Raw genomic sequence first — 25,529 nt, forward strand, 5'->3', positions numbered from 1 at the left:
GGCGGAGTGTCGTTGAACGAACGGGGCTTTGAGACCCTACACGAGCTATTCTACGGCGTGGCCTTCCAGGAAGACTGCTTGCTCCAGTGCGCGAAAGAACTGCTGGTAAGGCGCGGGGTCTTCGACGGCACGGAGGTAAAACTGGGCGCTGGCCCGCACCACTAGTTGCGCCTCGTTGCGTTTGCGGACGGTGACGGTCAAGCGGACAAGATTACTCCGGTGAGTAAACGGACCCCATGTCCGGTCGTGACGGTTGAGCACCAGCAATGTGTCTGGTTGATACAGCAGGTAGCTCAAATCGAGGCCATAGATCTGCTCATTCTCGACATACTTCTTCCCCGAGACGAGGCCCAGCTCTTCATCGAGTACTTCTACTTTGAAATCCAAGTCCTGCAGGGTGGACACGATCGTCGCCAGCATCTTGCGCCGATCCGAGGTGTCGAACACACGAGATTGAGCTGTGCGAATCTTGACTTGGCTTTCTTCGGAAAGCCAGATTTGCTCACGCGAGTCCCATTGGTTGACATGCCGTAGCTCGTAGGGTGTTGGGCACCCCTGCAACAACAGGCAGAAGCCGACGAGGAGCCAGCAGTTCAGCCACCCAGCTTTTACGGGAAGCCTGGTGAATTGGGTAGGTATCCTTTGGTGAGAGACCAGGTTCATCAGTTCTGGGTGACAAAGAGAGCGCGTTCCAGTGTGGCGAAGAAGTTTTGGTAGACCTTGGGATCTTCGATGGGCTTGTTGTTGTAGATGGCATTCGCACGGACCATCATCCGGCTCTCGGTTTCCGAGCGCACCGTGACAGTCACACCGACGACATCGTAGAAGTTCGGCTCGGCGAACCGTGCCGCCGTCACCAGCCCCAAGGATTCATTGGCTCGCTCGATGATGAAACCGAGGTCTTGCAGCGCTGCAATGACGCCACGCATGGCCAGTTGACGATCCTTGAGATCGAAGGATCGAGTTTGCAAGCTCCGAATCTTCATCTGCGCCTCAGTCGGCGCCAGTAGGTCAGGACTGGGTTGCGGGGCAGCGCAGCCTTCGATGAGCACAAGGCCGACGACTGCAAGGATTCCTCTCACGTTCTCCAACTTCATCATTACCTCGTGCTCAGAGTGCGAATGGTTCCAGAAACACGGCTTTGGACAATTTTGCGAAGAAGGTCTGGTACATCACCGCATCGCGCAGCATTTCCATTCGTTGCTCCCCGGGTGGAATGCCTTGTTGTCCAGACGATCCCCCTCCTTGCCACACGACTCGGTAGAACACGACCCTGACTTCCTGGCGCGTGGTCTCTGGATTGACCGGTCTGGTGACCAGCGTGGCGGCGATCTTTTGATGGAGATCGACGGGCATAACGATCGGAGGTTGTTGCACGAGTATCAGCGGCGCGCTCAGGAGAAAGACGAAAAAGCGGGTGAGGTCCTGACCGTACTCCCGAGCGCTTCGTTCTTTGGTTGCTCGCAAAAACCCAACCTCACGCACGCTTTCTTCGACCTGAAACCCAAGATCCTGTAGGACAGCGGCTGCGGCGGATAGTAACTCCGTCCCATCCTTGGTTTCGAAGAGGCGGGTTTGCATGGCCCGATGGGCGGCGCTCTCTGGTGCCAGCTGAAACAGTTCAGTTGGTTGTGTCTGTGCCACGCACCCGATGAACAGGTTCGACATGGCAAGGCATGCTATCACCACAAGTGTTCGCCAAAGTCCAGACCCGCACTGCATGCTAGAACTGGGTGGAGTTGTACGCAAAATCTCGGACTTTCTTCTCTTCGTCATACTTAATGATGATTGTGAGCGTCCGTTGGCGCTGTGAGCTGGAACTGTCGCGGGATGCGGCGCCAAGAATAATGATGCCTGCAAAAGAGGAGCTGGACGTATCCACGCGATCGGTCGACACTTTGTCATAGATCCAGACCTCGCGGCGTTTGTCGTCAGTGGTCACGATATTGGGGCTTCCCAGGAGTTCGGCCACCTGGGCGGCGGACATGCCGACTTTGATTTCTCCTTGGACCTTGCCAACGGTCAGACGGTCTTCTTTAATCTCGGCTCTGTTGCTACTGCAGCCTGTGGCGACGAGGGCCAGGCACAGACACAGCGCGCTCCATCGAGAGGTCATCGTGGGGTTTCCTTTCCGTTCATCTTGTGCGGTTTGTTGTGTGACCTGAGAATAGGCTACTGCGCCAAAGAGAATGTGTCAATGAGTCCAACTAGAAAAGCTGGTAATAGAATGCGGCTCATCATACCGTTCTTGTCACAATGGAAGGTATCGTATGGCTAGTTAGGAAAAACAGACCCGATAGAGAAAGTCCCTGCAGGATGCTCTCAGGACGGGGGCCTTGACGCGTTGCTTCATGGTCTAGGATTCTGCCTGGCTGTGACGGCTACTCCGTAGATAAGCTACACGATGCATTGCACCAATTGAGGTCAGAACGCACTCCCGATCCCTTTGGTTCCTATTGATCGTGTATATCGTAAGATCCGAAATCAGTAGTGGAAAGCTTATGGCCTGAACGGGATGGAAGAAGCAACCACTTTGCCTGCCAGCGATGCCCGTTGGTTAAGTTCGAGCATTCGACGAACAGAATTGGTGGCCAAAATCGTTGAAATGGAAGGCCCTAGAATTATGCGTTCAATAAGGGTGTCTAGCGAAAGCGCATTATCCTGATCAGCTCTGAGTTCCTTGATTTTAAGCTTAAGTTTGGGCTCAACCCCTCTATTACTAATAGTATAGCCAAGCATCTTTGCGAACCGTTGTTCCTTATCTCTATCGCTTAGGTAGACAACGCGCCATTCTCCCTCTTCCGAAAATCCACTATGTTTTGTGAAAAGAGAGAAAAGCTTTAATCGTTCAAGCCACCCATATGATGCGGCGTGTAGGTTCTCCTGTGTTTTCTCATGTTTGGAGATTGCAAGCGCAAGAGACGTTATCTTGTCCTCAATCCATTTGATGCGTGTTGATTGGTCGGCGTATGTCACCTTGCTTACAATGAATGGTAACTTATCATCAGACCTTAGTTTCGTGGTATCAAAAACCACGGCCACGCCACCCCCGTTCGCACCATATCCACGCCACATTGAAAGCAAACCGTCGGTATCTTGAAAGCAATGTTCTGTTAAACACAATATATAGGTATCCATTGCATGCTTAGAGTCGAATTCGTTGAGCAATTGATCAAATGAACTGATCAATGCTGTATGGTTCTCTGTCGTCTCGCAGGCGTCAAGTAATGCCTGATGTGATCTGAACTTCGCTGCTCCAACGTGCATTCCAAAGCGAAGCTCTTCCCAGTCGTTCATATACAAAGGGTTGGAGAACCACACTTCCTCAGTGCGAAGCATCTGTTCGAGCGTTGTAACCGATGTATAGTGGGCCAAAAGCGGGCGAACAGTTGGGTAACTGTCATTCGATTCAATGTCTGCCCAAAGAACTTCCGTGATCTCTGACCAAAAGTTGGTATTTGTCATGGAGCGCGTTTATAAAGGCGGCGATTAATGAACGGTTCCTGATTACTCTCTGCAGATTTGGTCATGAAGATACCCCTATCTGCTAAATCCTGCAAATCGGTGGTTCTTAACTCAGAGCAGCCGCTCCGGATAGTCAGAAATGATGCCGTCGACGCCCATGGCCTTGGCGATTTGGATGTCGGCTGGTTCGTTGACGGTGTAGACGAAGACCTGGAGCGAGCGGTCGTGCAGCGACTTGAGAAATGACGGTGTGAGTGTTTCAAATGCTACGCCGACATGTGTGGCCTGGGCGTCTGTTGCAAACGCCGTTCGATTGACGGGCATCGCTTCGATGAGGGCCATGGTCTGCGCCTGATGATTTTCACGCCGGATAGCCAACAATTCATCATGGAGGAAGGAGGCGTAGATAACCGACCCACTAAAGCGGACCTCTTGGACGGTACGGCAAACCTGCCTTGCGGTACCCTCTGTCTTGATCTCGATCATGACACCGATGTGGCCTGATGCTGTTCGGAGCGCGTTGGCCAACAACGGTAGGGGGTGCCCACCGTCACCTGTGAGTTGCTTGACATCGTTCCAGAGCTGGGTTGCGATCGCGCCATGGCCGTTGGTGGTTCGGTCGAGCGTGGGATCGTGCAGTAAGACCAACTGGCCGTCGCTGGTCGCTCGCACATCGAACTCGATGAGGTGTGCGTGAAGTGCAATGCCTCGCTCAATGGCGGCGAGAGTGTTTTCCGGTGCGTGCCCGCCTGCCCCGCGATGGCCGATGCGAAGAAGCACTCATCCCTCTTAGTCGTGCGGGATTACTTTCGATGTTAAGCAGTATAGTGAAATGTTTCAGCTATTCAGGTAACTCGTCATGTTAGAGGTCAATCCGGTAATGCGTACTCCGGCCGCCGCCGGTTGGCACGAAAATACCCTTTTCCGCTAAGTCCTGTAAGTCACGTGTGGCGGTGGCCTTCGATGTGCCTGCCATGGACATATATTTCTTTGCACTCATGCCGCCTTCAAACCCCTTGGGGCCCTCTTCCAACATTCGCTGAAGAATCTGTATCTGACGCTCATTGAGTTGACCGCGAAAGCGGTCGAAGAGCCTGGTCTTTCGTAGCGTAAAGGCGATGTGCTCTTCGGCTTGGGCTTGGGCTTCAAGAGCGATCGCTACAAACCAGGTGATCCAGGGTGTGATCTCATTGGTCTGTTGTGCTTGTTGCAAGGCGTCGTAATAGTCATTTCTTTTGGCCTCAATCACTCGAGACAAGCTCAGCAATGCAGGCCGTCTGAGCCCCTGAGACAGGGCCTTCTCAGACAAGGCACGTCCGACACGACCATTGCCGTCTTCAAAGGGATGAATCGACTCAAAATACAGATGGGCGACGGCAGACCGGACGGCGGCCTTCTTGATCGGTTTTGTTCCGTCAGGACCTGTGTCATTGAACCATTCGATGAAACGCGCCATCTCGCGGGGTACGATTGAGGACGGTGGCGCTTCGAAGTGAACGATCTCATGGCCGACAGGTCCAGAGATGACCTGCATTGGTTCTGCATGGGTTCTCCACTGGCCGGGTTGGACGCGTCGGTGTCCCTCCATGATCATCCGATGCCATTCAAACAACTGTTCCTGGGAAAGTGGCGCCGCGAAGCTCTGGCGGACATCGGTCATCAGGGTTGCGATGCCGATCGCTCTTTTATCACCGGCCTGGGCCTCCTTCTCGATGCCGAGGTTTTTACGGATGGACGAAAGCACATCCCGGCGATTTAGGAGCTCTCCTTCAATGGCTGATGTCTTGAGGGCTTCTGTCGCCATCAGCTCGACCGCAGCTTCGATCTGTGCATCCGGCGACAAGCCTTTTACCAGGCCTGTGACCTGCCCGGTTTTCTCTGCAAAGGTGAGGAAGATCTCCTCGAGGGCAGATAGGTCAAACCGGAATTGAGGCCATTCTGGTTGTTGCCAGTTGTACGACATGAGCCAATTATAGCAAATAATCGGCTCATGAAAAGCGTTAAATGGGAGCCGAATATGGACAATAATCGGCTCATGCATCTGCACAAATCAAAATGGGTTTGAACCTGTGTCCTCTACGCCACAAGATCGAGTACTGCCGAAAGGGACTGGTTTTCTATAGAGAAGTCACGGTGAGCGCCAATCGTGAGTTATAGAGGAGTTTCTTATAACTCATGGGAGGAGGGCTTCTTTGCCAGTTAGAGCCGCCCGAATGTCCGTTGGAAGAACTCTTTGGTAAGCGTCATGTGCTGCGTAATGTCGGTCTGAAGGTGGCGGGCACCGGCTTGCCAGTCGTCGGTCGTGTATCCGACGCGGCGCGCCAGGAAGATGAACTCGTCGGACTCGACCGGTGGAAGGACACGGTCTTTGGCGTTACCACGGACCATGCGAAGGCCGTCGATGAGCATCCGGATGAAGAAATAGGCCTTACGCAGCGCCTCGCCATCCTGTCTGGTCACGATGCCACAATCCACAAGTGCCGCTAAGGCTTGCATAGTGTTGGGGGTCCGTAAGATGGGGAGGCGAGATCCGTGCTTGATCTGGAGATATTGGACGGCGTACTCGATGTCAACAATACCGCCTTGGCTGTGCTTCAAGTTCACCGTGCCTCGTTCCACGAGCTGTTTCAGCTGTTGACGGCGCGCATCGAGAACAATATTCGGATCCAAGGGTTTGCTGCCGTAGACATAGTGGTCGCGGTGGGTTTCAACTCGCTTCCCGAGCTCCGGATCACCGGCGACATGGCGCAGTTTGATCAGCGACTGGCGTTCAAACGGTGCGGCAAGCCCCTGGTCGCTATAGTATTTGGCGATTTCATCGAAGGGGTTCGTCAGCGAGCCTTTTCCTCCATGAGGCCGAAGGCGGACATCCACATGGAAGATGCCTTCTTGTTTTGCTTCGATCCATTGCAGGAGCTCGTAGCCCAGCCGCTCAAAGTATTCGCTGTTGTCGATGGGGTGTTTCCCGCCGGTCCGTCCGGCATCGCCATAGACGAATAAAACCTCGATGTCAGAGGCATAGCCCAGCTCTCTTCCTCCGAATTTTCCCAAGCCGAGGACGGTGAACGGGCAGGGCTTCTTATTGGCTAAGCGTGGCGGGCCATACAGTTTGTTCAGTTTGGTTTGGCAGTCCTTTAAGCTTCGATCGAGAATGGCTTCAGCCAGTTGTGTCAGGGCGGCGGAGAAATCCGGCAGGGCTGTGTCCGGCTCGACAATGTGTTTCATGTCGATACGAAACATCTCGCGATCTTTGAAACTGTTCAGTGCGGCTTTCCGATCCTCATCGGACTTGGCACGGTTGACCAGACGATCAAGTTCCTTGCGCAGCGTGGCTCTCGGGGTAATGAGGGGGGCATCGCGGTAGTCCTGCAGAAGGGGTAAAAGATTATTGTGCTGGCGACGGAGAAAGTCTTCCCAGAGGAAATCACTGGCGCCGAGCAGACGGGCGAGCAGGGGAAAGGTCTTTTTGTCGCTGAGAAAGGCCAAAGCTTCCTGCTGAGCCTTTCCTTTCGTTTGCTGAACCGTCAGGTCGAGGAATTGGTCGAAGGCTTCTAACGCCTTGGTCGGATCCGGCGCCCAGGTCAGGGCATGGGTAAATTGTTTGATGAGGACGGCCGTGAGGCGCAATTGTTGTTGGTCAGCCGCATCGGTGAGCTTCTGGCCGTGCCGGTTGCGGACATAAAAGCGATCATGAATCTTCCCGTTTTCGACGTCGAACTGTGCTTTTGAAATATACACGTTCCGCATCGCGAGGGCATTGGCAAAGGCGTACAAGAAGGCCGGTGTATCGTCCGACCGGATGTCCATGACCGTGTCAACAGGTGATTGGCCGTTGTCGAAAGTGATCTGCACGGGATGGAGCAGGCCGCTGAACGAGCCACGGCGTTTGCCGAGCTGTTCCACGAGACGGCGGTTCACAGCGAAACGCGCCTCCTCAAACTGTCCTTTATCCAGCAGGGTGATTACTGAGGAGAGCGTATCAGCCAGCTGATGTTGTTGTTTCCTTCCTAACTCCACCCCTGGGACCGGCTGTACGCGGAACACATCGACGATCTTTTTTTGAGCCAACCCCGGAGTGGCCTTAGGACGGAGGCGCGGGCCGTACTCGTTCCGGCTAGTCCGAGAGGATAATGGAGCGGTTTTCTCCGCAAATGTGTAAATATCGCCTTCCTCAATGTTCAACCCAAAAGCTGACAGCAATCCGCAAATCATCGCGAATTCCGAGAAGTAGTCGTACGCGACGATCGTGATGACACAGCGTTGGTCCGGCTGTTCGGCGAACGCCACCTCGCAGAGGTGTTCCGGCGTCAGCCGGGCCGTCAGTCGGACGTGTTCGGCAATTGTTGGAGGAGTGAACCGTTGGAAGTATTCCTGATCCAGACGGGCGAAGAAATCCTGCAGAAGATCGGATGGCACATCAGGGCACAGCGGATGGACGGTGTTGAGTAGTGTGACGCGATCTGGCATGAACGTCAGTATACCCGAACGGTTTCATTGTGCGTAGAGAAACCTGTCAGTATAATGCCGCGCTATGCGCGGAGGTCGTGAAGTGTGAGGCGTGAAGCGTGAAACGGCAGTCTGAGAAGAACGACATGCCACGAGTATCAGTTCGGGGGAGGGGATCTGGAGGACCAGATCCAACGCCGGTTTTACTTGCGCCCAAGCGGAATGGCGAACAGGTACGAGCTATCCTATCCGCCTATGGCCTGCGGGATTTTGATCTGGCGGACCGTAATCTGGATGCGATGGCCGGTGATCCTCTCCAGCGCAATCGGCTGGCGGAGATCCTCCCGATGTTACTCGAAGCCATCTCGCGAACAGCCGATCCGGACCAGGCCTTGAATCATTGGGAGCGGCTGTTCGGGAGTGTCTCGCGTGCGTCATTGCTCGACTATCTGCGAACGTGGCCGCGCATGCTCGATCTGTTGTGTGCGATTTTCGGCAACAGCGATGCCTTGGCCTTTACGCTCATCCGAGATCCCATGTTGGTCTATTGGCTGGCTGAAGAAGAGGTGCTCTCGGGCGCACCGACACGGAAAGGACTTGAGCGGGCGCTTCGAGAGAGCATCGGGCACCTGACGGCGAAGGAAACAAAACTGGATGCGCTCCGTCGTTTTCGCAGGCGGGAGATGTTGCGCATCGGCGTTCGGGATCTCCTCAAGCTTGCCACCGTGCCGGAGACGACGGCCTCATTGTCAGACCTGGCCTGTGTGCTGATCCATATGGCCTACGAGATCATCGATGCTGATCTTCGCCAGCAATATGGCGTGCCGATGCATCAGGTTAAAACAAAACGATGGGTGGAGACCGGGTTCACCGTTATTGGGATGGGCAAGCTCGGCGGACATGAGCTGAACTACAGTTCCGATGTCGATCTGATCTACCTCTATGAGGCGCATGGTGGTGAAACCAGAGCCTTAAAAGATGGACGGGCTCCTGCCCCCCCTGGCGTCGGTATTTCCAATGAAGAATACTTTGAGATTCTTGCCCGGGAATTAACGCGTGTCTTGTCTGAGCCCACGAGAGAAGGGCACATTTTTCGGGTCGATTTGCGGCTACGCGCGGAAGGGTCCATCGGGCAGCTCGCTCGATCACTCGATGAATATCAGCGGTATTATGCCGTCCGTGGACAGGTCTGGGAACGGCTGGCTTTACTGAAGGCGGCGCCCGTTGCCGGATCGCAGGCAGTCGGGCAGGCGTTTCTCAAGATGGTCAAGCCGTTTATCTTGGGGGCAGGAGGAAAGGTAGACCACGATCAGGCCTTGGCAATCGTGCAAGACGTACGTGCGGTGAAAGATATGATCGATGCCAAAATGACCGACCGTGGTCACGGACAACGGAATGTCAAGTTGGGAATAGGGGGCATTCGGGAGATCGAATTTTTCGTACAGACCATTCAGGTCTTGGCCGGACGAAAGGTGCCGCTCTTGCTCGATCGAAGCACGCTTGGTTCATTGGACCGACTGGCTCGTAGGAAATTACTCTCGATCAAAGAACGTGACGCGTTGACGGCGGCCTATCTGTTCCTCCGTGATGTCGAACACAAACTTCAGATGGTGCATGACCTCCAGACGCATTCTCTTCCCGCTGAGACCGATGAATTGGAGCGTTGTGCCATTCGGATGGGGTATGGTGCTGAAGATCGAACGAAGGCCGTTGAATCCTTCCAGGCCGACCATCAGCGGCACACGGAGATGGTGCATCGGACCTTCCAGTCATTCTTTGTCGAGCCGGAGACCTCCTCGGTCCTCAAGTTGACGCTTCGTCTGATCGGTGCGTCGAGGTAGAGGAGTCGGTGTGAGGGCGGAAAGGTAGGGACGTGATAGCGTAGGCGATCGTGTGCCCTGTGTATCGTGGAGATTGTCTGCTGCGCCATACTACCGGACAAGATTGACAGCCCTGGTTGCCTCTGCTAGCGTCTGTGTGTGAGTGTGGGAATAGTAGTTTTCTCTTTGCAGTGAGGGGTATGAATACGATTCAGATCAAGACCCCGTCTCCTGAGCAAAGCCTTCCTTTGGTAAAAGAGGCGCTGGAGATGGAAAAAAACTCACACGCGACAGTCTTGCAATCTCAGAGGGTCGAATTTCGTCTCTGGTCAGAGCGCTCGGGGTTACGGTGGATCAAGTACTGGGGGGTGTCGTTGCAAGAGGAGAAGAGAACGAGCAAGACTTGTTGGATTTGGAAGGTGAGCTGGAGCTCCGTCGGACGTTGCAAGAGACACTCACGCATCTCGAGCAGCTCGAAGTATGTCGATAGCCGACTACGCATCACAAATTCGCTCGACCATTCTTGAAACGCCCCACATCGTCTCAGTCTCTCGGGTATGAAGATCGCCCGCCTGTAGCAGGGATCATAAAAGGATCAGCGACGTTTGCCGATGGAACGGTGCTCCACTTTAAGGAATATCTGCAACTACACCCCACCAGCATCAGACTCAAATATGCCTACCAGTATGTGACGGCGAGCAGCAGCCTTATTTTTCGATATGACAACGCGCGCGACCCTGCTGCGCGAGACCTGCCTACCTATCCACACCACAGGCACGGTCACACCGACCTCGAAGCATCCGCTGGTCCCACGCTCTCAGAAGCATTGCGCGAAGCCGCCGCTCTTGTAAAACGACTGCGGCGATGAAGCGGCCAATTCGTTGACGGCGGCCTATCTGTTCCTCCGTGATGTCGAACACAAACTTCAGATGGTGCATGACCTCCAGACGCATTCTCTTCCCGCTGAGACCGATGAATTGGAGCGCTGCGCCATTCGGATGGGGTATGGGATCGAGGATCGGAAGAAGACTGTTGCGTCCTTCCAGGCCGACCATCAACGTCATACGGGGATGGTGCATCGGACGTTCCAGTCATTCTTTGTCGAGCCGAAGACCTCACCGATCTTCAAAGGGACACTTAGAGCGATAGGCATAAAGTTTTAGCGGTGAAACAGGGCAAGAAACACAAAGGGCCCGGTGGTTGCCCACCGAGCCCTTCAGAGCTGTCAGCTATCAGCCGTCAGCTAATTAGTACATCCCTTCCATCCCGTGGCTGTGGCCATGTCCACCGCCGGCGGCTGGTTCCTTCTTCTCCTCAGGAAGTTCGGTGATCATAACTTCGGTCGTGAGCATCAAGCCTGCCACACTGGCCGCGTTCTGCAACGCGCAGCGCGAGACCTTGGTCGGATCGATAATGCCGGCCTTGATCATATCGACATATTCGTCCGAGGCGGCGTTGTAACCACCGTTGGCGTTCTTGTCCTCCCGAACCTTGCCGACGACGACCGAGGCTTCTGCGCCGGCATTCGAGGCGATCTGTCGGAGTGGCTCTTCAAGCGAACGGCGGACGATGTCGAGTCCGACCTTTTGCTCCGCCGGGACATCCTTGATCCCATCGAGTGCCTTGATGCAGCGGAGGTAGGCCGTACCACCCCCAGGGACAATACCTTCTTCCACTGCCGCCTTGGTGGCATGCAGCGCGTCCTCGACGCGGGCCTTCTTCTCCTTCATCTCGGTCTCGGTCGCGGCGCCGACATTGATGACCGCCACGCCGCCCACGATCTTCGCCAGCCGCTCTTGCAGCTTTTCGCGATCGTAGTCCGATGTGGTTTCGTCGATCTGGGCCTTGATCTGCTTGACGCGCCCTTCGATCTTCTTGGCATCGCCGTAACCTTCCACGATCGTGGTGTTGTCCTTGTCGATCGTGACGCGTTTGGCGCGGCCGAGATCGGTCAGCTTCACGTTCTCGAGCTTGATGCCGATGTCTTCAGAAATCACCTGGCCGCCGGTGAGGATTGCGATATCCTCCAGCATGGCCTTGCGGCGATCGCCGAAGCCCGGAGCTTTGACGGCCACGACATTCAAGGTGCCGCGCAACTTGTTGACCACGAGGGTGGCCAGTGCTTCACCTTCGACTTCTTCCGCCAGGATGACGAGCGGCTTGCCCATCTTGGCCACTTGTTCGAGCAACGGCAACAGGTCCTTCATGCTGCTGATCTTCTTTTCGTTGATCAGGATGAGCGGCTCTTCCACGGAACATTCCATCCGCTCGGCATTCGTGACGAAGTACGGAGAAATGTAGCCGCGATCGAACTGCATGCCCTCGACCACGTCCAGCGAGGTGGTCATCGACTTGGCTTCTTCCACGGTGATGACGCCGTCCTTGCCGACCTTTTCCATGGCTTCCGCGATCAAGTCACCGATGGTCTTGTCGTTGTTGGCGGAGATGGTGCCCACTTGGGAGATCTCAGTCTTATTTTGGCAGGGCTTGCTGAGCTTCTTGAGCTCGGCAGTCACGGCCTCGACGGCCTTGTCGATGCCCCGCTTGATTTCCATGGGATTGGCACCGGCGGTGATGTTCTTGGCGCCTTCCCGGAAGATGGCTTGGGCCAACACGGTGGCGGTGGTGGTGCCGTCACCGGCCGTGTCGCTGGTCTTGCTGGCTACTTCGCGAACCAGCTGAGCGCCCATGTTTTCGTAGGGGTTCTTCAGTTCGACTTCCTTGGCGACCGTCACGCCGTCCTTGGTGATGGTCGGGGCGCCGAACTTCTTGTCGAGAATCGCATTCCGGCCCTTCGGGCCGAGGGTCGCCTTCACGGCGTCTGCGAGCTGGTTCACCCCTTTCAGGATGGAGGCGCGCGCTGTATCGCCGTACAAAAGTTGCTTTGCCATTATCTTTCCTCCGTTTTAATCAAAAGTTGCGAAAGTTTGTAAGGTTTAAAAGTCAGAACGTGCCTCTCATCACGTTCAGACTTGCCGACTTTTCCACTGATGCTATGCCGTAAAGATCCCAAGGATGTCTTCTTCCTTGAGGATCAAGCACTCTTCGTCCTCAATGCGAAGCTTGCTGCCCGAATACTTGTCGAACAGGACATGATCGCCGACCTTGACGTTTTCCACTTTCTTGCCGACTGCTTGCACGACTCCCCGTTGAGGCTTCTCTTTTGCTGAATCCGGCACATAAATCCCGCCGGCGGTCCGTTCCAATTCTTCGGTGTAGGTGACAAACACTCGCTCGCCCAGCGGCTGGAAGCCCTTGGCGATATTCTTCTTTTCCTTCTCAGCGGTACCCATAGCAGAACCTCCTCCTGATGAAAGTGAACTCGTTAGATGTTGACGGTTTGGGAATTGAGCTGAACTCGCTTGCGATCCCAGCAGTCTTGTAACTGGTGTGGAGATAGGCCTTCGTTGCCCCAAGTCAAGAGGCGAATCGAGGTTTTTTATCGCCGGGGCCTTCTTCCCCCTCCCGACAGGCGCACATCATAACCTACTGCGATATCAATACTCTATGTCTATTTGGGTGATGGGGTAGGGCGAAATGGCCTAGAGTCTCATGACCGGAGGTGGTCAAAATCTTTAATGTCTTTCTTCATGAAGTCACGGAGGCGTTTGATGATGCGTGCTTCTAATTGGCGGGTTCGTTCTTTTGTGATGCCATACTTCTCGCCGAGGTCATCCAAGGTCAGGGGATGGTCTGATAAAATGCGATTTCTCAAGATGTCTTCGTCTCGCTCTTCCAGGGTATGAATGAATTCCGCAAGTTTGGCCCGAAAGAGAGTCTTTAACTGATGATCGGCGAGTTGTTCGTCTGCTGGTTCGTGGTGGGACGGCAAGACATCGAGGAGAGTGTGTTCCTGGTCCTCACCGATCGGTTGGTCGAGCGACAGTTCCCAGTTGCCGAGACGCTGATCCATTTCAACCACGTCGCGTTCACGCACGTTCAAGCGATCCGCGAGTAATTTCGTGTCCGGCGCGAAACCCTCCCGTTCGAGCTTGGCCTTTTCCTTTTTAAGGTTATAGAACAGCTTTCGTTGGTCTTGCGTCGTGCCGACTTTCACCAGACGAAAGGTATGCAAGAGGTACCGGAGAATATAGGCTCGTGACCACCAGGCGGCATAGGCATAGAAGCGGACGTTCTTGGAGGGATCGAATTTTTTGATGGCCTGCATCAGGCCGACGTTCCCCTCCTGGATGAGATCCATGTGATCGGCGCCGGTGTGGAGATATTCGGCCGCGATCGACACGGAGACGCGCAAGTTGGCCATGATGAGCTTGACCGCCGCTTCCCGACTGCCATGGGTGCGGTATTCCTGAACAAGCTGGAGCTCTTCTTCTTTTGAAAGATAGGGGTGCCGGCGGACTTCTGCGAGGTATTGCTGCAGCGCGGTAACCGGCACCACGGCAGTGCTGTCGACCGGCTGGGGGCTGTCGGATGCGGAAATGTCCAGTACCAGTGATGCCGCGTCAGCCTCGATCTCCTTGTCATCTGTTGGTTCAAGGATTTCTGGTTCGAGGGTGTCGCCCGACTCGTCCTGTACCCGATCCTGGTTACTCATCGCGAGCGTGACTATAGCAGAAATGAGCCGCCCAAAGGGTGTCTGACGAACGGGTCTGAGGTTGGATGGTTGAGGCCGGAAGAAAGCGTGATGAGGTGTGGAAACGAGGGCATGGCTGTCTGCAGGTCGAGCGGTTTCGGTTCAGAATTCCCTGAGTTCCAGGTTTCATGTTCAATGTTTCAAGGTATGGAACCAAAAACATGAAACTTGGAACCTGAAACATAAAACTCAGAGTCGTGACTCGCCACGAGATGTGTGATCCACGAGGGTTCGTGCTGAACCGTCATGAGTCAGGCGGGATAGGCCAGCCTCTCTTGCGCCCTTCAAAGGGGCTCCCCTATAGTGATCAGCTGAATAGGGGAGGGAGGTTTCGGGTGTCCGAGATCTGGGAGATTCTGAAAAGCGGCCATTGGCCGTCACTGGTCGGGGCCTGGGTTCATCTCACGGTCAGTTTCATGGTCTGGTTACTTATCGCGGCAATGAGCATTCCTCTGGTCACGGCGTTGCAATTGAGTGACGCCGAGATCGCCTGGCTGGTGTCCCTGCCTCTCCTTGGTGGGGCCCTGTTGCGGATGGTCGCCGGATGGAGCGCGGATCGGCTGGGGGCCCGGCGCACGGCGGTCGTGATACTTGTTGTGGAGTTGCTGGTGCTGTCGTGGGGATGGGTCGGGGTGAGTGGGTATGGTGCGGCTCTCGTGTTTTCACTTGGTCTCGGTGTGGCTGGGGCGAGTTTCGCCGTCGCGCTTCCACTTGCCAGCCGTGCCTATCCACCTTCGGCACAGGGACTGATCCTGGGCATTGCTGCGTCGGGGAATGTCGGTACGGTACTGATCTTCTTTTTGGCGCCACGCTGGGCGGCTGTCATGGACTGGCATCAGATTTGTGGGATCATGGCCGCTGTTGTTGCCGTGACTCTGGTAGCGTTTGAGTTGCTGGTTCCACGGATGTCACCGGCTCCAGAGGGGGGCGTGGGGGCGTGGTGGTATCATGTTGCGGAACTGATCCGGCGGCGATCGGCCTATTGGCTCTGCTTCCTCTATGCGATTACGTTTGGCGGTTTTGTGGGCCTCTGTAGTGTGATTCCACTGTTACTGCATGATGTGTATCGAATCGAGGCGATTGAGGCTGGGATCATCGCAGCCTTCTGTGGGTTGATCGGCAGTGTGATTCGTCCAATCGGCGGGTATGTTGCCGATCGCCAAGGTGGACTGCGGGCGCTCTATTATGTGCTGCCGGCTATTGCGGGGGCGGTGGTTGCAGTCATGAGCCCCTCACACACTATGGGCGTGGCGATGATGGTGGTCGCGACGGCGGCAATGGGATTCGGCAACGGCGTGGTCTTTCAGCTCGTTGCCGAATGGTTTCCTCGAGACATTGGATTGGCGTCGGGTGTGGTCGGTGCGGCAGGCGCTGTTGGTGGTTTTGTCTTGCCGATTCTGATCGGCACGGTGAAAGGGTTCTCAGGGAGCTACGAGTTAGGATTTTGGCTGTTTGCCGGGCTGGCGGTCTGTGCATGGGGAACGGTGATGGTGGCATTGCGCCCGAACGGATCGTCTCCGGTGAATCTTCCCTCCTGAACATCCCCGGGCCGTCGAAGGGCCGGCAAAAAAATCATATTCAAGGTTCGGTCTGAAATGCTAGATTGGATACCTTATGCCTAGCCCGTTCAATCACATCGAAGACGCGATCCGTGACATTAAGAAGGGGAAGTTCATCATCCTCGTCGACGACGAGGACCGTGAAAACGAGGGCGACCTCGTCATGGCTGCGGAAAAAGTTACCCCGCAGGCCATCAACTTCATGGCGAAGCATGCCCGTGGCCTGATTTGTTTGGCACTGACCCCCGAGCGGGTGGAAGAATTGCAGCTGCCCCAACAGGCGGCAGAGAATACGGCCACGTTCGGGACAGCGTTTACGGTCTCGATCGATGCGCGTAAAGATATTACGACCGGCATTTCTGCCGCCGATCGAGCCACGACTATTCATGTGGCGATCGACCCAAAATGTAAGCCGAGTGACCTCGCTCGCCCTGGCCACGTGTTTCCACTCAAGGCGCAAACCGGGGGCGTGCTTCGGCGTGCCGGCCAAACGGAAGGATCGGTTGATCTGGCACGGTTGGCCGGCCTCAAACCTGCCGGTGTGATCTGCGAGATTATGAATGCCGATGGGACAATGGCGCGTGTGCCTGAGCTGGCGAAGTTTGCCAAGACCCATAAGCTGAAAATGGTGACGGTGAAGGCCCTGATCGAATACCGGATGCGGAGGGAAACCTTCGTCAAACGGGCGGCGAGCGCACGGCTGCCGACCACGTTTGGAGAATTCGAGGCGGTAGCTTTCGAAAATCAAATCGATGGCGTGACCCACATTGCGTTGGTGAAGGGACGCGTTGAGGGTGGGATGCCGACGCTGGTTCGCGTCCATTCCGGTTGTCTGACTGCCGACGCGCTGGGATCGCTGCGGTGCGATTGTCGTGATCAACTTCACTCTGCGATGGAGATCATTGAGAAGGACGGACGAGGGGTCTTATTGTATCTGAATCAGGAGGGCCGTGGTATCGGGTTGCTCAACAAGATTAAAGCCTATGGACTTCAAGATCGGGGCAGTGACACGGTTGAAGCTAATTTACAGCTCGGGTTCAAGGCCGACCTCCGTGACTATGGGGTCGGCGCGCAAATTTTGGCGAATCTGGGGCTCCACCAGATTCGGTTGATTACGAATAACCCGAGGAAGATCATTGGGATCGAAGGCTATGGCCTCAAGGTCGTGGAGCGTGTTCCTATTGAGACTCCTCCCCGTGCTGCGAATGTTCGGTATCTTCGCACAAAGAAAGCGAAACTGGGGCATCTTCTCAAGAAAGTCTGAGCGGGGAGGGCGTGCCGACCCGATCCAGCATTGGCTAGTGGATGAATCTGGAGCTTTTGAACTCATGGCAAAGAAAACATCACGTACGGCAGCGGGACTTCGATTCGGCATCGTTGTGGCACGATTTAATCAGCGGATCACCGGCAAGCTGTTGCGTGCCTGTACCGACACACTAGCCCACAGTGGTGTGGCCGTGAACGACATTCACGTGGTGCGTGTGCCAGGCGCGTTTGAAATTCCCCTCGTGGCTCGCACGATGGCGCGAGCGAATCACTATGATGCAGTGATTTGTTTGGGAGCCGTGATTCGCGGCGATACGCCCCATTTCGATTACATCTGCTCGGAAGTGAGCCGGGGGATCGGTCAGGCGGCCTTAGAGACCGAGGTGCCCATTATCTTCGGCGTGCTGACGACGGAAACGGTGGCGCAGGCGGAGGAGCGTGCAGACCAGAGGCAATTCAACCGTGGCGGTGCGGCGGCACAATCGGCGATCGAGATGGTGCGAGTGATGCAAACGATCAGTGGGAAAGACAGAAAGTCAGAAAGAGGGGAGTCTGCAAGTCAAAGCGGGCGGACAGCAGGAAGGACAAAACGGTGAGTTCTCTCTCTTGTCAGTCTGTGAACGTGCGAACCTTTCAACTTTCCAATATTCTCACTGTGTAGCTATGGGTAGCCGTCATCAGGCTCGCGAGCGCGCCTTGCAGATTCTCTTTCAACACGATATTCATGGCAAGGGGGATCTTCGGCTGGATGAGTTTTGGCGCGAGTATTCCGTTTCCGAGGAGTCTCGGGCCTTTGCGGAACAGTTGGTTCGAGGTGTGCTGGAACATCGGAAGGAGCTTGATGCCACCATCGCGAAGTACGCGACGAACTGGACGGTGAATCGCATGCCGATCGTCGATCGCAATATTTTGCGTGCCGGACTGTACGAGTTGCTCTGGATCGATGAGGTTCCTGCGAAGGTTACGATGGATGAATCGATTGAGTTGGCCAAGAGTTTTGGAGATGATGATGCCTCAAAGTTTGTCAATGCCGTGCTGGACAAGGCATTGACAACTGATTCACGATTAGCTGCGAAGCGGGCGGACCCGAATCGGCCGATGTGGAGGAGAGCAGACGGTGATTGAGCGGTACACGCGTCCCCAAATGAAAGCCATTTGGGACTTGAAGCACAAGTATGAGATCTGGCTGGAGGTCGAACTCCAGGCCTGTGCGGCATTTGAACAGGCCAAACAGGCTCCGCGTGGAACGGCGTCGAGAATCAGGAAGAGAGCCAGAATCGACATCGACCGGATCGCCGAGATTGAGAAAGTCACGAAACATGATGTGATCGCCTTTCTGGAGTCCCTCATGGACAGCGTGGGGCCGGACCACCGGTTTCTTCACATGGGACTGACGTCATCGGATATCGTTGACACGTCACTGGCCGTGCAAATGACCGAGGCGCTGGACTTGATCTTGAGCGGCATCGAACGGTTGTTGGGCGTTCTCCAACGGCAGTCCTTCCGTTATAAGGATCTGGTGATGGTGGGGCGGTCTCACGGTATTCACGGGGAGCCGATCTCTTTTGGTCTGAAACTCGCCCTCTGGTATGAGGAGGTCGGCCGCCATCAAGCACGGTTACGATCGGCGAGAAACGAGATTGCGGTCGGCAAGTTGTCCGGGGCCATGGGGACCTTTGCGCACCAGGGGCCTGAGATTGAAGAGTATGTCTGTGCCAAGCTCGGCTTGAAGGCCGATCCCGTGTCCAATCAGGTGGTGCAACGAGATCGCCATGCATCCTACGCAACGGCGCTCGCCCTGCTGGCGGCCAGTATCGAGAAAATTGCCACGGAGATTCGGCACCTGCAGCGGACGGAAGTGCTCGAGGCGGAAGAATATTTCTCGGAAGGCCAAAAGGGATCCTCGGCGATGCCCCACAAACGGAACCCGATTGTGTCGGAGAATTTGTGTGGACTGGCCAGACTCGTGCGAGCGAATAGTCTCGCGGCTATGGAAAACGTCGCACTCTGGCATGAACGTGACATCAGCCATTCGTCGGTGGAGCGGGTGATCATGCCGGACAGTACGATTCTGGTCGATTACATGCTGGCCAAGGTCACGGATCTCATCGAGCATCTGGTCGTCTATCCGGAGCGCATGCGGCGAAATCTCGAACTGACCGGGGGGCTGGTCTATTCGCAGCGGTTGCTGTTGGCGCTCATCGAGAAGGGTGCGCAACGCAAAGAGTCGTACGAAGCGGTTCAGCGGAATGCGATGGCGTCCTGGCGGGGGGGCGGCGGATTGCAAGAATTGGCTGAGAGGGATCCCTTTATCTCGCAACACCTGAACGGGCGTGAGATTGCGACCTGTTTCAACCCGCAATACTATCTGCGCCATCTCGACCAAATCTATCGACGGGTATTTGGACGGGCAAGGTCGTCCTCCGGCGGTAAGAAGAAGGGAGCGAGGTCATGACGCGCGTATTTCTCAGGACGGTCATGTGCGGTTTTCTCTTCATGGGTTTCTGGTTTTCTCCCGTCTCTGCGGGGGTGGACCGGGAGAAGCTCCTGACCGATGCCGGGGTGTACGGCAGCTTTGCCGTCTTTACGCTCGATGACCAGTGGGGAAAACTCGACTCCTCGATCCGGATTGCTCGTCTGGCCACACTCAAAGGGGTGGTGGAGCAACATCGGGAGCATGTGGCAATTGATCTGTATCTGCTTCGCGGACTTGCCGATCATGCCGATCTGTTGTTCCGCATTCATGGGATGGAGTTGCGTGACATTCAAGCGTTTCTCCTCGACTTGAAGAGCAGTCAATTCGGGCGACATCTCAAGACAGCGGGAATCATGCATGGGATGACGAAGAAACCATCCTATGTTCCTGGATTTTCCGAGCAGATGAAGGCGGATCTCGCGTCTCCGAGCGAGCCGGGGCAGAAACCGTATGCGATCGTCATCCCAGTCAAGAAATCAGCCGAATGGTGGGGGATGGATCGTGAAAAGCAGGTTGCCATGATGCAGGAGCATACCGTGGCTGCGCTGCCGTACTTGAAGACCGTCAAGCGAAAACTCTATCACTCGACGGGCTTGGACGATCTTGACTTCATCACCTATTTTGAAACCTCGAAGCTGGATGACTTTCATAGTCTGATACTGTCGCTTGAGAAGGTGAAGGAGTTTCAGTATGTTCGTCGAATCGGTCATCCCACTCTCCTAGGGGTCGTGCAATCTGTGGACGAGATTATTGAGTCGTTGGTCCAGTGAGCTGAAGGCTGAGGTCTGATCATGGCGACAGGGGAACTGCTCTACGAAGGCAAGGCGAAGAAAATCTTTTCGACCGGAAACTCAGACCAGGTCATTCAGTATTTCAAGGACGACGCGACGGCGTTCAATGCACAGAAGCGCGGCACTATCGTCGAAAAAGGGGTGATCAATAATAAAGTTTCGGAGCGGCTCTTTCAGCTCTTGGAGCAGGGAGGGATCCGCACTCACTTTGTGGAGCGGTTGAATGATCGAGAAATGCTCGCCAAGCGAGTCCGAATCGTACCGGTCGAAGTCGTGGTGCGAAATACGGTGGCAGGTAGTCTGGCGAAGCGGCTGGGATTGAAAGAGGGGAATCGGATTGATCCGGCAATTGTCGAGTTCTATTACAAGAACGACGCATTGGGCGACCCGCTGGTCAACGACGACCATCTGCGGTTGATGAATGTCGCGACGCCTGGTGTCTTGCGGGAGCTGCGCGAGCTGGGGCACGCGGTGAATAAGATTCTGAAGCCGTTCTTCGCCGAGCGGAAGATGCAGCTGGTGGATTTCAAGCTCGAGTTTGGTGTGTTCCATAATAAATTGATCCTGGCGGACGAAATTTCTCCGGACACCTGCCGCTTGTGGGATGTCACGACAGGCGAGTCGATGGATAAGGATCGGTTTCGAAAGGATATGGGGAAGATCGAGGAGGCGTATCAGGAGGTGTTGAAACGGGTGTGTGGGTAGCGGGGACCTGAACCTTGCCTGCGTACGCACGGCAACTTGACCACACACAACCTTTCGCCGTCGCTCGGCACGCGAAACTTGTTCCGTTCCAAGCGGAGCTTACACGGAACATCGAACATCGCGAGCCGTCCGCAAGGCGGAGCGTTCAGGCTTAGCGAATGCGGTGTCTCAAGTTGCCGTGATATCGCAGGGCAAGGCTCAGAGTCCCCTCCTGATCTTTGGGAGAGAGGGAAGAAAGAAGAATGCTGCGGGCGTACTTGAATTATGGGCTGATCGCATCAGTGGTCGTCTGGGCGGCCATTGTTGGCGTGATGGCCTATCGGCTGAATGAGTCGCCGTGGCGCTGGGCATTCGTGGGATTGATGTTGTGCGGCGGGCTTACCATCGCTGTGATTCTCTGGATCAAGAAGTATGTGGATCGGATGAATGCAGCTGAAGAGAAGCGGGAGAGTAGGTTGTGAAGGCGAAAATTCATGTGACGCTGAAACAGGGGATTCTTGACCCACAGGGGAAAGCCATCGAGCATGCGCTGGGCTCGCTCGGGTTTAAGCATGCAGCCAACGTTCGTGTGGGGAAATATATGGAGTTGGATCTCAATCAGACCGATAAGGCCAAGGCTGAGGTTGAGGTGAAGGCCATGTGCGAAAAGCTCCTCGCGAACACGATTATTGAAGAGTATCGGTACGAACTGGGGTAGTGCTGTGTGCCGAGAATTGAGTGACGAGTGTTTTAAAGAATTCCGGAAGCCTCACCTCAGTCTCAGGACTCAGCACCCAGCACTTAGGACTGACTTATGAACATCGGTGTCGTCGTTTTCCCGGGGAGTAATTGCGATCACGATTGCCGGCATGTCTTTCAGGACGTGCTGGGCCAAGCGGTTACCATGGTGTGGCATAAAGAAGCTTCCTTAGCGGGTTTAGACGCGGTCATCCTGCCGGGTGGGTTTTCCTATGGTGACTATCTTCGCACGGGAGCGATCGCGCAGTTTTCCCCAGTGATGCAGGCGGTCAAACAATTTGCCGGTGGCGGGGGCTTGGTGCTCGGGATCTGCAACGGATTTCAGATTCTGTTGGAGGCAGGGTTATTGCCTGGGGCCATGCTACGAAATAAGTCGCTGCATTTCATTTGCCGCGAGACCCATGTGAAAGTAGAGAACGCTTCGACCCCGTTTACGAGTCTCTACAAGTCAGGGCAGGTGCTCAAGATCCCCATCGCGCATGCAGATGGGAACTATTATACCGATCCAGTCACATTGGCTGGGCTTCAAGCCAATGCGCAGATTATCTTCCGGTACTGCAGGGCTGATGGGAAAGTCACACCGGAAGCTTGTCCAAACGGGTCACTCGACAATATCGCCGGCATTCGTAATGCTGCCGGGAATGTTCTCGGTATGATGCCGCATCCTGAGCGTTGTGCGGAGACAGTGCTGGGGAACGAAGATGGGCGGCTCCTCTTTCAATCCATGATCGCGTCGATGGAGCGCAAGCAACTGGTTGGAGCAGGATGAACGGGGCTGCGATCGTTCAGCGAGGTCGGGCGGCAGAGGATTGAAGATGGGAAATCTCCGCGGTAAAGTATTGGGTCAGTTGCTTGTAGATCAGTTTTACATTTCTTTCTTATACATGAGGAGGGTCGAGATGAAGCGTGTAGCAGCAATGTTCGCGGCAGTCGGTATGTTGACCTTGGGTTTCGGTCTTTCGGCATTCGCCGCGACCGATGACGGCAGCAAGATCACCATCAAGAGTCCGGCAGCTGGTGCCAAGGTCGGGAGTGATGTTGAGATCGTCTATGATCTCAAAGTAGGCAGTCAGGCGACGCATGCCCATTGTTTTGTGGATGAGGTCTACCAAAAGGGATGGGATAAGAAATCAGTGAAGGGCATGGCTCCTGGGACCCATGTCATCAAGATCGTAGCGGCGGATAAGGATCATCAGACCTTGGCCGCTGAAGCGAGCGTGAAGGTGGAAGTGCAGTAAGACGTTCTGTCTGGACGATGAGATGAGGCCGACCGGGCGTGGTTTCGCGCCTGGCCGGCTTCTGCTATTCAGACTTCGTACGTGGGCATGTCGAGCGTGAACCTGTGTCCGCAGTAGATCGAATGATCCCTGGAAGCTGTGATCCCTCTAACCGCTAGGTCATAATGCAGGCCGGTATGCCTCCTATCACCCAAGATCTGATCGCTCAGCACAATCTGACGAGCGACGAGTACAAGAAAATCACCGATATTTTGGGGCGTGAGCCCAACATCACCGAACTCGGAATGTTTTCCGTGATGTGGTCCGAGCATTGCTCGTACAAAAGCTCGCGCGTGCATTTGAAGAAATTGCCGACGACGGGGCCTCGTGTGGTACAGGGCCCTGGCGAAAATGCCGGTGCGGTCGATATCGGAGAGGGGCTCTGTGTGGTCTTCAAGATGGAATCGCATAACCACCCTTCGTTCATTGAGCCCTATCAAGGTGCGGCGACCGGAGTCGGTGGCATTTTACGCGATATCTTCACGATGGGGGCCAGGCCGATTGCGCTGCTGGATTCCCTCCGGTTTGGAGAACTGCATTCACCGAAAAATCGCCACCTGGTGAAGGGGGTTGTCTCCGGTATTGCCGGCTACGGCAATTGCATGGGAGTGCCGACTGTCGGGGGGGAGATCGTCTTCAACGACATCTATGCGCTCAATCCGCTGGTCAATGTGTTTTGTCTGGGGATCGCCAAGAAAGACAAGATCTTCCGTGGCACGGCGGCCGGCGTTGGGAATCCCGTGATCTATTTCGGCTCCAAAACGGGGCGCGACGGGATTCATGGCGCGACTATGGCGAGTGACTCGTTCGACGATACCTCAGAACAGAAGCGTCCGACCGTGCAGGTCGGTGATCCCTTTACCGAGAAATTATTACTGGAAGCCTGTCTTGAGCTGATGGAGCGTGATTTGCTCGTTGGGATTCAAGACATGGGCGCTGCGGGGTTGACGAGCTCCTCCTGTGAAATGGCTTCTCGTGCCGGGAATGGAATTGAGCTGGATCTCACGGTCGTGCCTCGGCGTGAGCCGGGGATGACACCCTATGAAATCATGTTGTCGGAGTCGCAGGAACGCATGTTGATGGTGGCGAAAGCCGGCAAGGAAGACGAATGCGTCGCGGTGTGCCGGAAGTGGGATCTGGATGTTGCCGTGATTGGGAAAGTGACTGCCGACGGAATCTTGCGTGTCCTGGATCAAGGACGCGTCGTTGCTGAGATACCAGCAAAGGCTTTGGCGGACGACGGGCCTCGCTATGAACGGCCCTACCAGCCTCCCGCGTATCAGGATATGCTCACCAATCTGAATTATGACCTGATTTCCGATGTCAAGGACGCGAATGCGGCGTTATTGGCCTTACTTGAATCTCCCACGATTGCGAGTAAGCGGTGGGTCTACGAACAGTACGATCATATGGTACGGACCAATACGATGGTCCGACCAGGGTCTGACGCGGCAGTCGTACGAATCAAGGGGACAAACAAAGCCGTGGCCATGACGGTCGATTGCAACAGCCGCTATTGCCTGTTGAATCCCTATGAAGGCGCCCGTCTCGCTGTGGCGGAAGCAGCGCGGAATCTCGTTTGCTCCGGTGCCGTTCCGATCGGATTGACCGATTGTCTTAATTTCGGCAATCCGGAGCGTCCCGACATCATGTGGCAATTCGTGATGGCGATCGAGGGCATGAAAGATGCCTGTGAACGGTTCCAAATCCCCATTGTGAGTGGAAATGTCAGTTTTTATAACGAAACCAACGGGCTCTCGATTTATCCCACTCCCATGCTGGGCATGGTCGGTCTGATCGAGAATGCCGAACGGACGATGACGCAGTGGTTCAAGTCGGAGGGGGATGACATCATTTTGCTTGGGAACACCCGAGAGGATTTGGGGGGATCGGAGTACATCAAGGTGGTGCAGGCTCGTGAGCAGGGTTTCCCACCCTACCTCAATCTGGATACCGAGAAGGCGCTTCATGATTGTGTCCTCTCGCTGATTCGTGACGGGCTGCTGCAATCTGCGCATGATTGCTCGGATGGGGGTGTCGCCGTCGCGTTAGCCGAAAGCTGCATCTCGGGATCCGAAGGGACTCGAGGCGCTGTGGTAACTTTGACCAAGGGACGGATTCGGACCGACGCGGTCCTGTTCGGAGAGAGTCAGTCTCGTGTGGTGATTTCCGTAAAGGCGAGCCATCGCCAGACTGTGCTTGACCATGCAAGATCGTTCGGTGTGCCGGCCGATGTGATCGGTACGGTGTCTGGCGATCGTCTGGTCATCTCGGTCAGACATGAAGGAACTGAGGAACGTCTGATCGATCAGCCGGTGGCCGGCTTGTTGGATCGATGGGCTTGTGCCTTGGAGAGATCGTTGAGCCACGTCTAATCATCTGAGTCACGAAG

General features: G+C 55.2%; 25 protein-coding genes and 1 pseudogene. 15 read left to right on the plus strand and 11 right to left on the minus strand.

Annotated features, from left to right (window positions below; genetic code table 11):
• Positions 1-45: 45 nt before the first annotated feature.
• From ACMTNU_RS05585 to ACMTNU_RS05620, 8 genes are all read right to left on the minus strand, one after another.
• A complete protein-coding gene (locus tag ACMTNU_RS05585) occupies positions 46-663 on the minus strand; it encodes a hypothetical protein (RefSeq protein ID WP_413934241.1) in 618 nt (205 codons plus the stop codon).
• Positions 663-1,100, minus strand: a complete 438-nt coding sequence (locus ACMTNU_RS05590) for a hypothetical protein (protein WP_413934242.1) — start codon at positions 1,098-1,100, stop codon at positions 663-665. Before ACMTNU_RS05590 ends, ACMTNU_RS05585 begins: the two co-directional genes overlap by 1 nt.
• 10 nt (positions 1,101-1,110) lie before the next feature.
• Positions 1,111-1,668: a hypothetical protein gene (locus ACMTNU_RS05595; protein ID WP_413934243.1), complete on the minus strand. Its 558-nt coding sequence runs from the start codon at positions 1,666-1,668 to the stop codon at positions 1,111-1,113.
• A 55-nt stretch (positions 1,669-1,723) separates the two neighbouring features.
• Positions 1,724-2,116: an outer membrane protein assembly factor BamE gene (gene bamE / locus ACMTNU_RS05600; RefSeq protein ID WP_413934244.1), complete on the minus strand. Its 393-nt coding sequence runs from the start codon at positions 2,114-2,116 to the stop codon at positions 1,724-1,726.
• 383 nt (positions 2,117-2,499) lie between these two features.
• A complete protein-coding gene (locus tag ACMTNU_RS05605) occupies positions 2,500-3,465 on the minus strand; it encodes a DUF2971 domain-containing protein (RefSeq protein WP_413934245.1) in 966 nt (321 codons plus the stop codon).
• A 111-nt stretch (positions 3,466-3,576) separates the two neighbouring features.
• Complete coding sequence (locus tag ACMTNU_RS05610) at positions 3,577-4,245, minus strand: glycerophosphodiester phosphodiesterase (RefSeq protein ID WP_413934246.1); 669 nt, start codon at positions 4,243-4,245, stop codon at positions 3,577-3,579.
• Between the two features lie 82 nt (positions 4,246-4,327).
• On the minus strand, positions 4,328-5,506 hold the full coding sequence (locus ACMTNU_RS05615) for a Fic family protein (RefSeq protein ID WP_413934247.1): 1,179 nt from the start codon (positions 5,504-5,506) through the stop codon (positions 4,328-4,330).
• A 158-nt stretch (positions 5,507-5,664) separates the two neighbouring features.
• On the minus strand, positions 5,665-7,932 hold the full coding sequence (locus ACMTNU_RS05620; protein WP_413934248.1) for a hypothetical protein: 2,268 nt from the start codon (positions 7,930-7,932) through the stop codon (positions 5,665-5,667).
• A gap of 125 nt (positions 7,933-8,057) precedes the next feature.
• Between ACMTNU_RS05620 and ACMTNU_RS05625 the strand changes: the two genes are divergently transcribed.
• From ACMTNU_RS05625 to ACMTNU_RS05635, 3 genes are all read left to right on the plus strand, one after another.
• Positions 8,058-9,752 carry a hypothetical protein gene (locus ACMTNU_RS05625; protein ID WP_413934249.1) on the plus strand — a complete coding sequence of 565 codons (1,695 nt, stop codon included), beginning with the start codon at positions 8,058-8,060 and terminating at the stop codon, positions 9,750-9,752.
• A gap of 502 nt (positions 9,753-10,254) precedes the next feature.
• Positions 10,255-10,599 (plus strand): DUF6516 family protein, encoded by a 345-nt coding sequence (locus ACMTNU_RS05630; RefSeq protein WP_413934250.1) that lies wholly within the window; start codon positions 10,255-10,257, stop codon positions 10,597-10,599.
• Between the two features lie 13 nt (positions 10,600-10,612).
• Positions 10,613-10,894, plus strand: coding sequence for a hypothetical protein (locus tag ACMTNU_RS05635; RefSeq protein ID WP_413934251.1), 282 nt, complete (start codon positions 10,613-10,615; stop codon positions 10,892-10,894).
• Between the two features lie 84 nt (positions 10,895-10,978).
• Here the strand turns inward: ACMTNU_RS05635 and groL are convergent, their stop codons facing one another.
• The 3 genes from groL to ACMTNU_RS05650 all read right to left on the minus strand — a co-directional run bounded on the left by groL (position 10,979) and on the right by ACMTNU_RS05650 (position 14,286).
• Complete coding sequence (gene groL, locus ACMTNU_RS05640) at positions 10,979-12,622, minus strand: chaperonin GroEL (protein ID WP_413934252.1); 1,644 nt, start codon at positions 12,620-12,622, stop codon at positions 10,979-10,981.
• A 102-nt stretch (positions 12,623-12,724) separates the two neighbouring features.
• Positions 12,725-13,024: a GroES family chaperonin gene (locus ACMTNU_RS05645; RefSeq protein ID WP_090748100.1), complete on the minus strand. Its 300-nt coding sequence runs from the start codon at positions 13,022-13,024 to the stop codon at positions 12,725-12,727.
• A 257-nt stretch (positions 13,025-13,281) separates the two neighbouring features.
• The gene (locus tag ACMTNU_RS05650) at positions 13,282-14,286 is read right to left on the minus strand and encodes an RNA polymerase sigma factor RpoD/SigA (protein WP_413934253.1); all 1,005 of its coding nucleotides are present in this window, start codon (positions 14,284-14,286) and stop codon (positions 13,282-13,284) included.
• Positions 14,287-14,660: 374 nt separating this feature from the next.
• On the opposite strand from ACMTNU_RS05650, the gene ACMTNU_RS05655 reads away from it, so the two are divergent.
• The 12 genes and pseudogenes from ACMTNU_RS05655 to purL all read left to right on the plus strand — a co-directional run bounded on the left by ACMTNU_RS05655 (position 14,661) and on the right by purL (position 25,512).
• A complete protein-coding gene (locus ACMTNU_RS05655) occupies positions 14,661-15,863 on the plus strand; it encodes an MFS transporter (RefSeq protein ID WP_413934254.1) in 1,203 nt (400 codons plus the stop codon).
• A gap of 76 nt (positions 15,864-15,939) precedes the next feature.
• Positions 15,940-17,148 (plus strand): bifunctional 3,4-dihydroxy-2-butanone-4-phosphate synthase/GTP cyclohydrolase II, encoded by a 1,209-nt coding sequence (locus tag ACMTNU_RS05660; RefSeq protein WP_413934255.1) that lies wholly within the window; start codon positions 15,940-15,942, stop codon positions 17,146-17,148.
• Positions 17,149-17,212: 64 nt separating this feature from the next.
• Positions 17,213-17,668 (plus strand): annotated as a pseudogene (gene ribH, locus ACMTNU_RS05665) (6,7-dimethyl-8-ribityllumazine synthase); the annotation flags it as partial.
• Between the two features lie 145 nt (positions 17,669-17,813).
• A complete protein-coding gene (gene nusB / locus ACMTNU_RS05670) occupies positions 17,814-18,275 on the plus strand; it encodes a transcription antitermination factor NusB (protein ID WP_413934256.1) in 462 nt (153 codons plus the stop codon).
• Positions 18,268-19,605, plus strand: a complete 1,338-nt coding sequence (purB, locus tag ACMTNU_RS05675) for an adenylosuccinate lyase (RefSeq protein ID WP_413934257.1) — start codon at positions 18,268-18,270, stop codon at positions 19,603-19,605. The genes nusB and purB overlap by 8 nt, the downstream gene beginning before the upstream one ends.
• Complete coding sequence (locus tag ACMTNU_RS05680) at positions 19,602-20,396, plus strand: chlorite dismutase family protein (RefSeq protein WP_413934258.1); 795 nt, start codon at positions 19,602-19,604, stop codon at positions 20,394-20,396. Before purB ends, ACMTNU_RS05680 begins: the two co-directional genes overlap by 4 nt.
• Before the next feature lie 21 nt (positions 20,397-20,417).
• Positions 20,418-21,122, plus strand: a complete 705-nt coding sequence (gene purC, locus ACMTNU_RS05685; protein WP_413934259.1) for a phosphoribosylaminoimidazolesuccinocarboxamide synthase — start codon at positions 20,418-20,420, stop codon at positions 21,120-21,122.
• Between the two features lie 242 nt (positions 21,123-21,364).
• Positions 21,365-21,583: a hypothetical protein gene (locus ACMTNU_RS05690; protein WP_413934260.1), complete on the plus strand. Its 219-nt coding sequence runs from the start codon at positions 21,365-21,367 to the stop codon at positions 21,581-21,583.
• Positions 21,580-21,819 carry a phosphoribosylformylglycinamidine synthase subunit PurS gene (purS, locus tag ACMTNU_RS05695; protein ID WP_413934261.1) on the plus strand — a complete coding sequence of 80 codons (240 nt, stop codon included), beginning with the start codon at positions 21,580-21,582 and terminating at the stop codon, positions 21,817-21,819. The genes ACMTNU_RS05690 and purS overlap by 4 nt, the downstream gene beginning before the upstream one ends.
• A 96-nt stretch (positions 21,820-21,915) precedes the next feature.
• On the plus strand, positions 21,916-22,629 hold the full coding sequence (gene purQ / locus ACMTNU_RS05700) for a phosphoribosylformylglycinamidine synthase subunit PurQ (protein WP_413934262.1): 714 nt from the start codon (positions 21,916-21,918) through the stop codon (positions 22,627-22,629).
• A gap of 130 nt (positions 22,630-22,759) precedes the next feature.
• The gene (locus ACMTNU_RS05705) at positions 22,760-23,098 is read left to right on the plus strand and encodes a hypothetical protein (RefSeq protein ID WP_413934263.1); all 339 of its coding nucleotides are present in this window, start codon (positions 22,760-22,762) and stop codon (positions 23,096-23,098) included.
• A 176-nt stretch (positions 23,099-23,274) separates the two neighbouring features.
• The gene (gene purL, locus ACMTNU_RS05710; RefSeq protein WP_413934264.1) at positions 23,275-25,512 is read left to right on the plus strand and encodes a phosphoribosylformylglycinamidine synthase subunit PurL; all 2,238 of its coding nucleotides are present in this window, start codon (positions 23,275-23,277) and stop codon (positions 25,510-25,512) included.
• Positions 25,513-25,529 lie beyond the last annotated feature (17 nt).

Origin of the sequence: Nitrospira sp. BLG_1 (assembly GCF_047338595.1) — a bacterium.
In the GTDB taxonomy this organism is placed as follows: Bacteria; Nitrospirota; Nitrospiria; order Nitrospirales; family Nitrospiraceae; genus Nitrospira_D.

Excerpts from the sequence above, each read along its gene's own strand:
- ACMTNU_RS05585 (WP_413934241.1), bottom strand. The coding sequence starts at position 663 with ATGAACCTGGTCTCTCACCAAAGGATACCTACCCAATTCACCAGGCTT.
- ACMTNU_RS05590 (WP_413934242.1), bottom strand. The coding sequence starts at position 1,100 with ATGATGAAGTTGGAGAACGTGAGAGGAATCCTTGCAGTCGTCGGCCTT.
- ACMTNU_RS05595 (WP_413934243.1), bottom strand. The coding sequence starts at position 1,668 with ATGTCGAACCTGTTCATCGGGTGCGTGGCACAGACACAACCAACTGAA.
- bamE (WP_413934244.1), bottom strand. The coding sequence starts at position 2,116 with ATGACCTCTCGATGGAGCGCGCTGTGTCTGTGCCTGGCCCTCGTCGCC.
- ACMTNU_RS05605 (WP_413934245.1), bottom strand. The coding sequence starts at position 3,465 with ATGACAAATACCAACTTTTGGTCAGAGATCACGGAAGTTCTTTGGGCA.
- ACMTNU_RS05615 (WP_413934247.1), bottom strand. The coding sequence starts at position 5,506 with ATGCATGAGCCGATTATTGTCCATATTCGGCTCCCATTTAACGCTTTT.
- ACMTNU_RS05620 (WP_413934248.1), bottom strand. The coding sequence starts at position 7,932 with ATGCCAGATCGCGTCACACTACTCAACACCGTCCATCCGCTGTGCCCT.
- ACMTNU_RS05625 (WP_413934249.1), top strand. The coding sequence starts at position 8,058 with ATGCCACGAGTATCAGTTCGGGGGAGGGGATCTGGAGGACCAGATCCA.
- groL (WP_413934252.1), bottom strand. The coding sequence starts at position 12,622 with ATGGCAAAGCAACTTTTGTACGGCGATACAGCGCGCGCCTCCATCCTG.
- ACMTNU_RS05645 (WP_090748100.1), bottom strand. The coding sequence starts at position 13,024 with ATGGGTACCGCTGAGAAGGAAAAGAAGAATATCGCCAAGGGCTTCCAG.
- ACMTNU_RS05650 (WP_413934253.1), bottom strand. The coding sequence starts at position 14,286 with ATGAGTAACCAGGATCGGGTACAGGACGAGTCGGGCGACACCCTCGAA.
- ACMTNU_RS05660 (WP_413934255.1), top strand. The coding sequence starts at position 15,940 with ATGCCTAGCCCGTTCAATCACATCGAAGACGCGATCCGTGACATTAAG.
- nusB (WP_413934256.1), top strand. The coding sequence starts at position 17,814 with ATGGGTAGCCGTCATCAGGCTCGCGAGCGCGCCTTGCAGATTCTCTTT.
- ACMTNU_RS05680 (WP_413934258.1), top strand. The coding sequence starts at position 19,602 with ATGACGCGCGTATTTCTCAGGACGGTCATGTGCGGTTTTCTCTTCATG.
- purC (WP_413934259.1), top strand. The coding sequence starts at position 20,418 with ATGGCGACAGGGGAACTGCTCTACGAAGGCAAGGCGAAGAAAATCTTT.
- ACMTNU_RS05690 (WP_413934260.1), top strand. The coding sequence starts at position 21,365 with ATGCTGCGGGCGTACTTGAATTATGGGCTGATCGCATCAGTGGTCGTC.
- purQ (WP_413934262.1), top strand. The coding sequence starts at position 21,916 with ATGAACATCGGTGTCGTCGTTTTCCCGGGGAGTAATTGCGATCACGAT.
- ACMTNU_RS05705 (WP_413934263.1), top strand. The coding sequence starts at position 22,760 with ATGAAGCGTGTAGCAGCAATGTTCGCGGCAGTCGGTATGTTGACCTTG.
- purL (WP_413934264.1), top strand. The coding sequence starts at position 23,275 with ATGCCTCCTATCACCCAAGATCTGATCGCTCAGCACAATCTGACGAGC.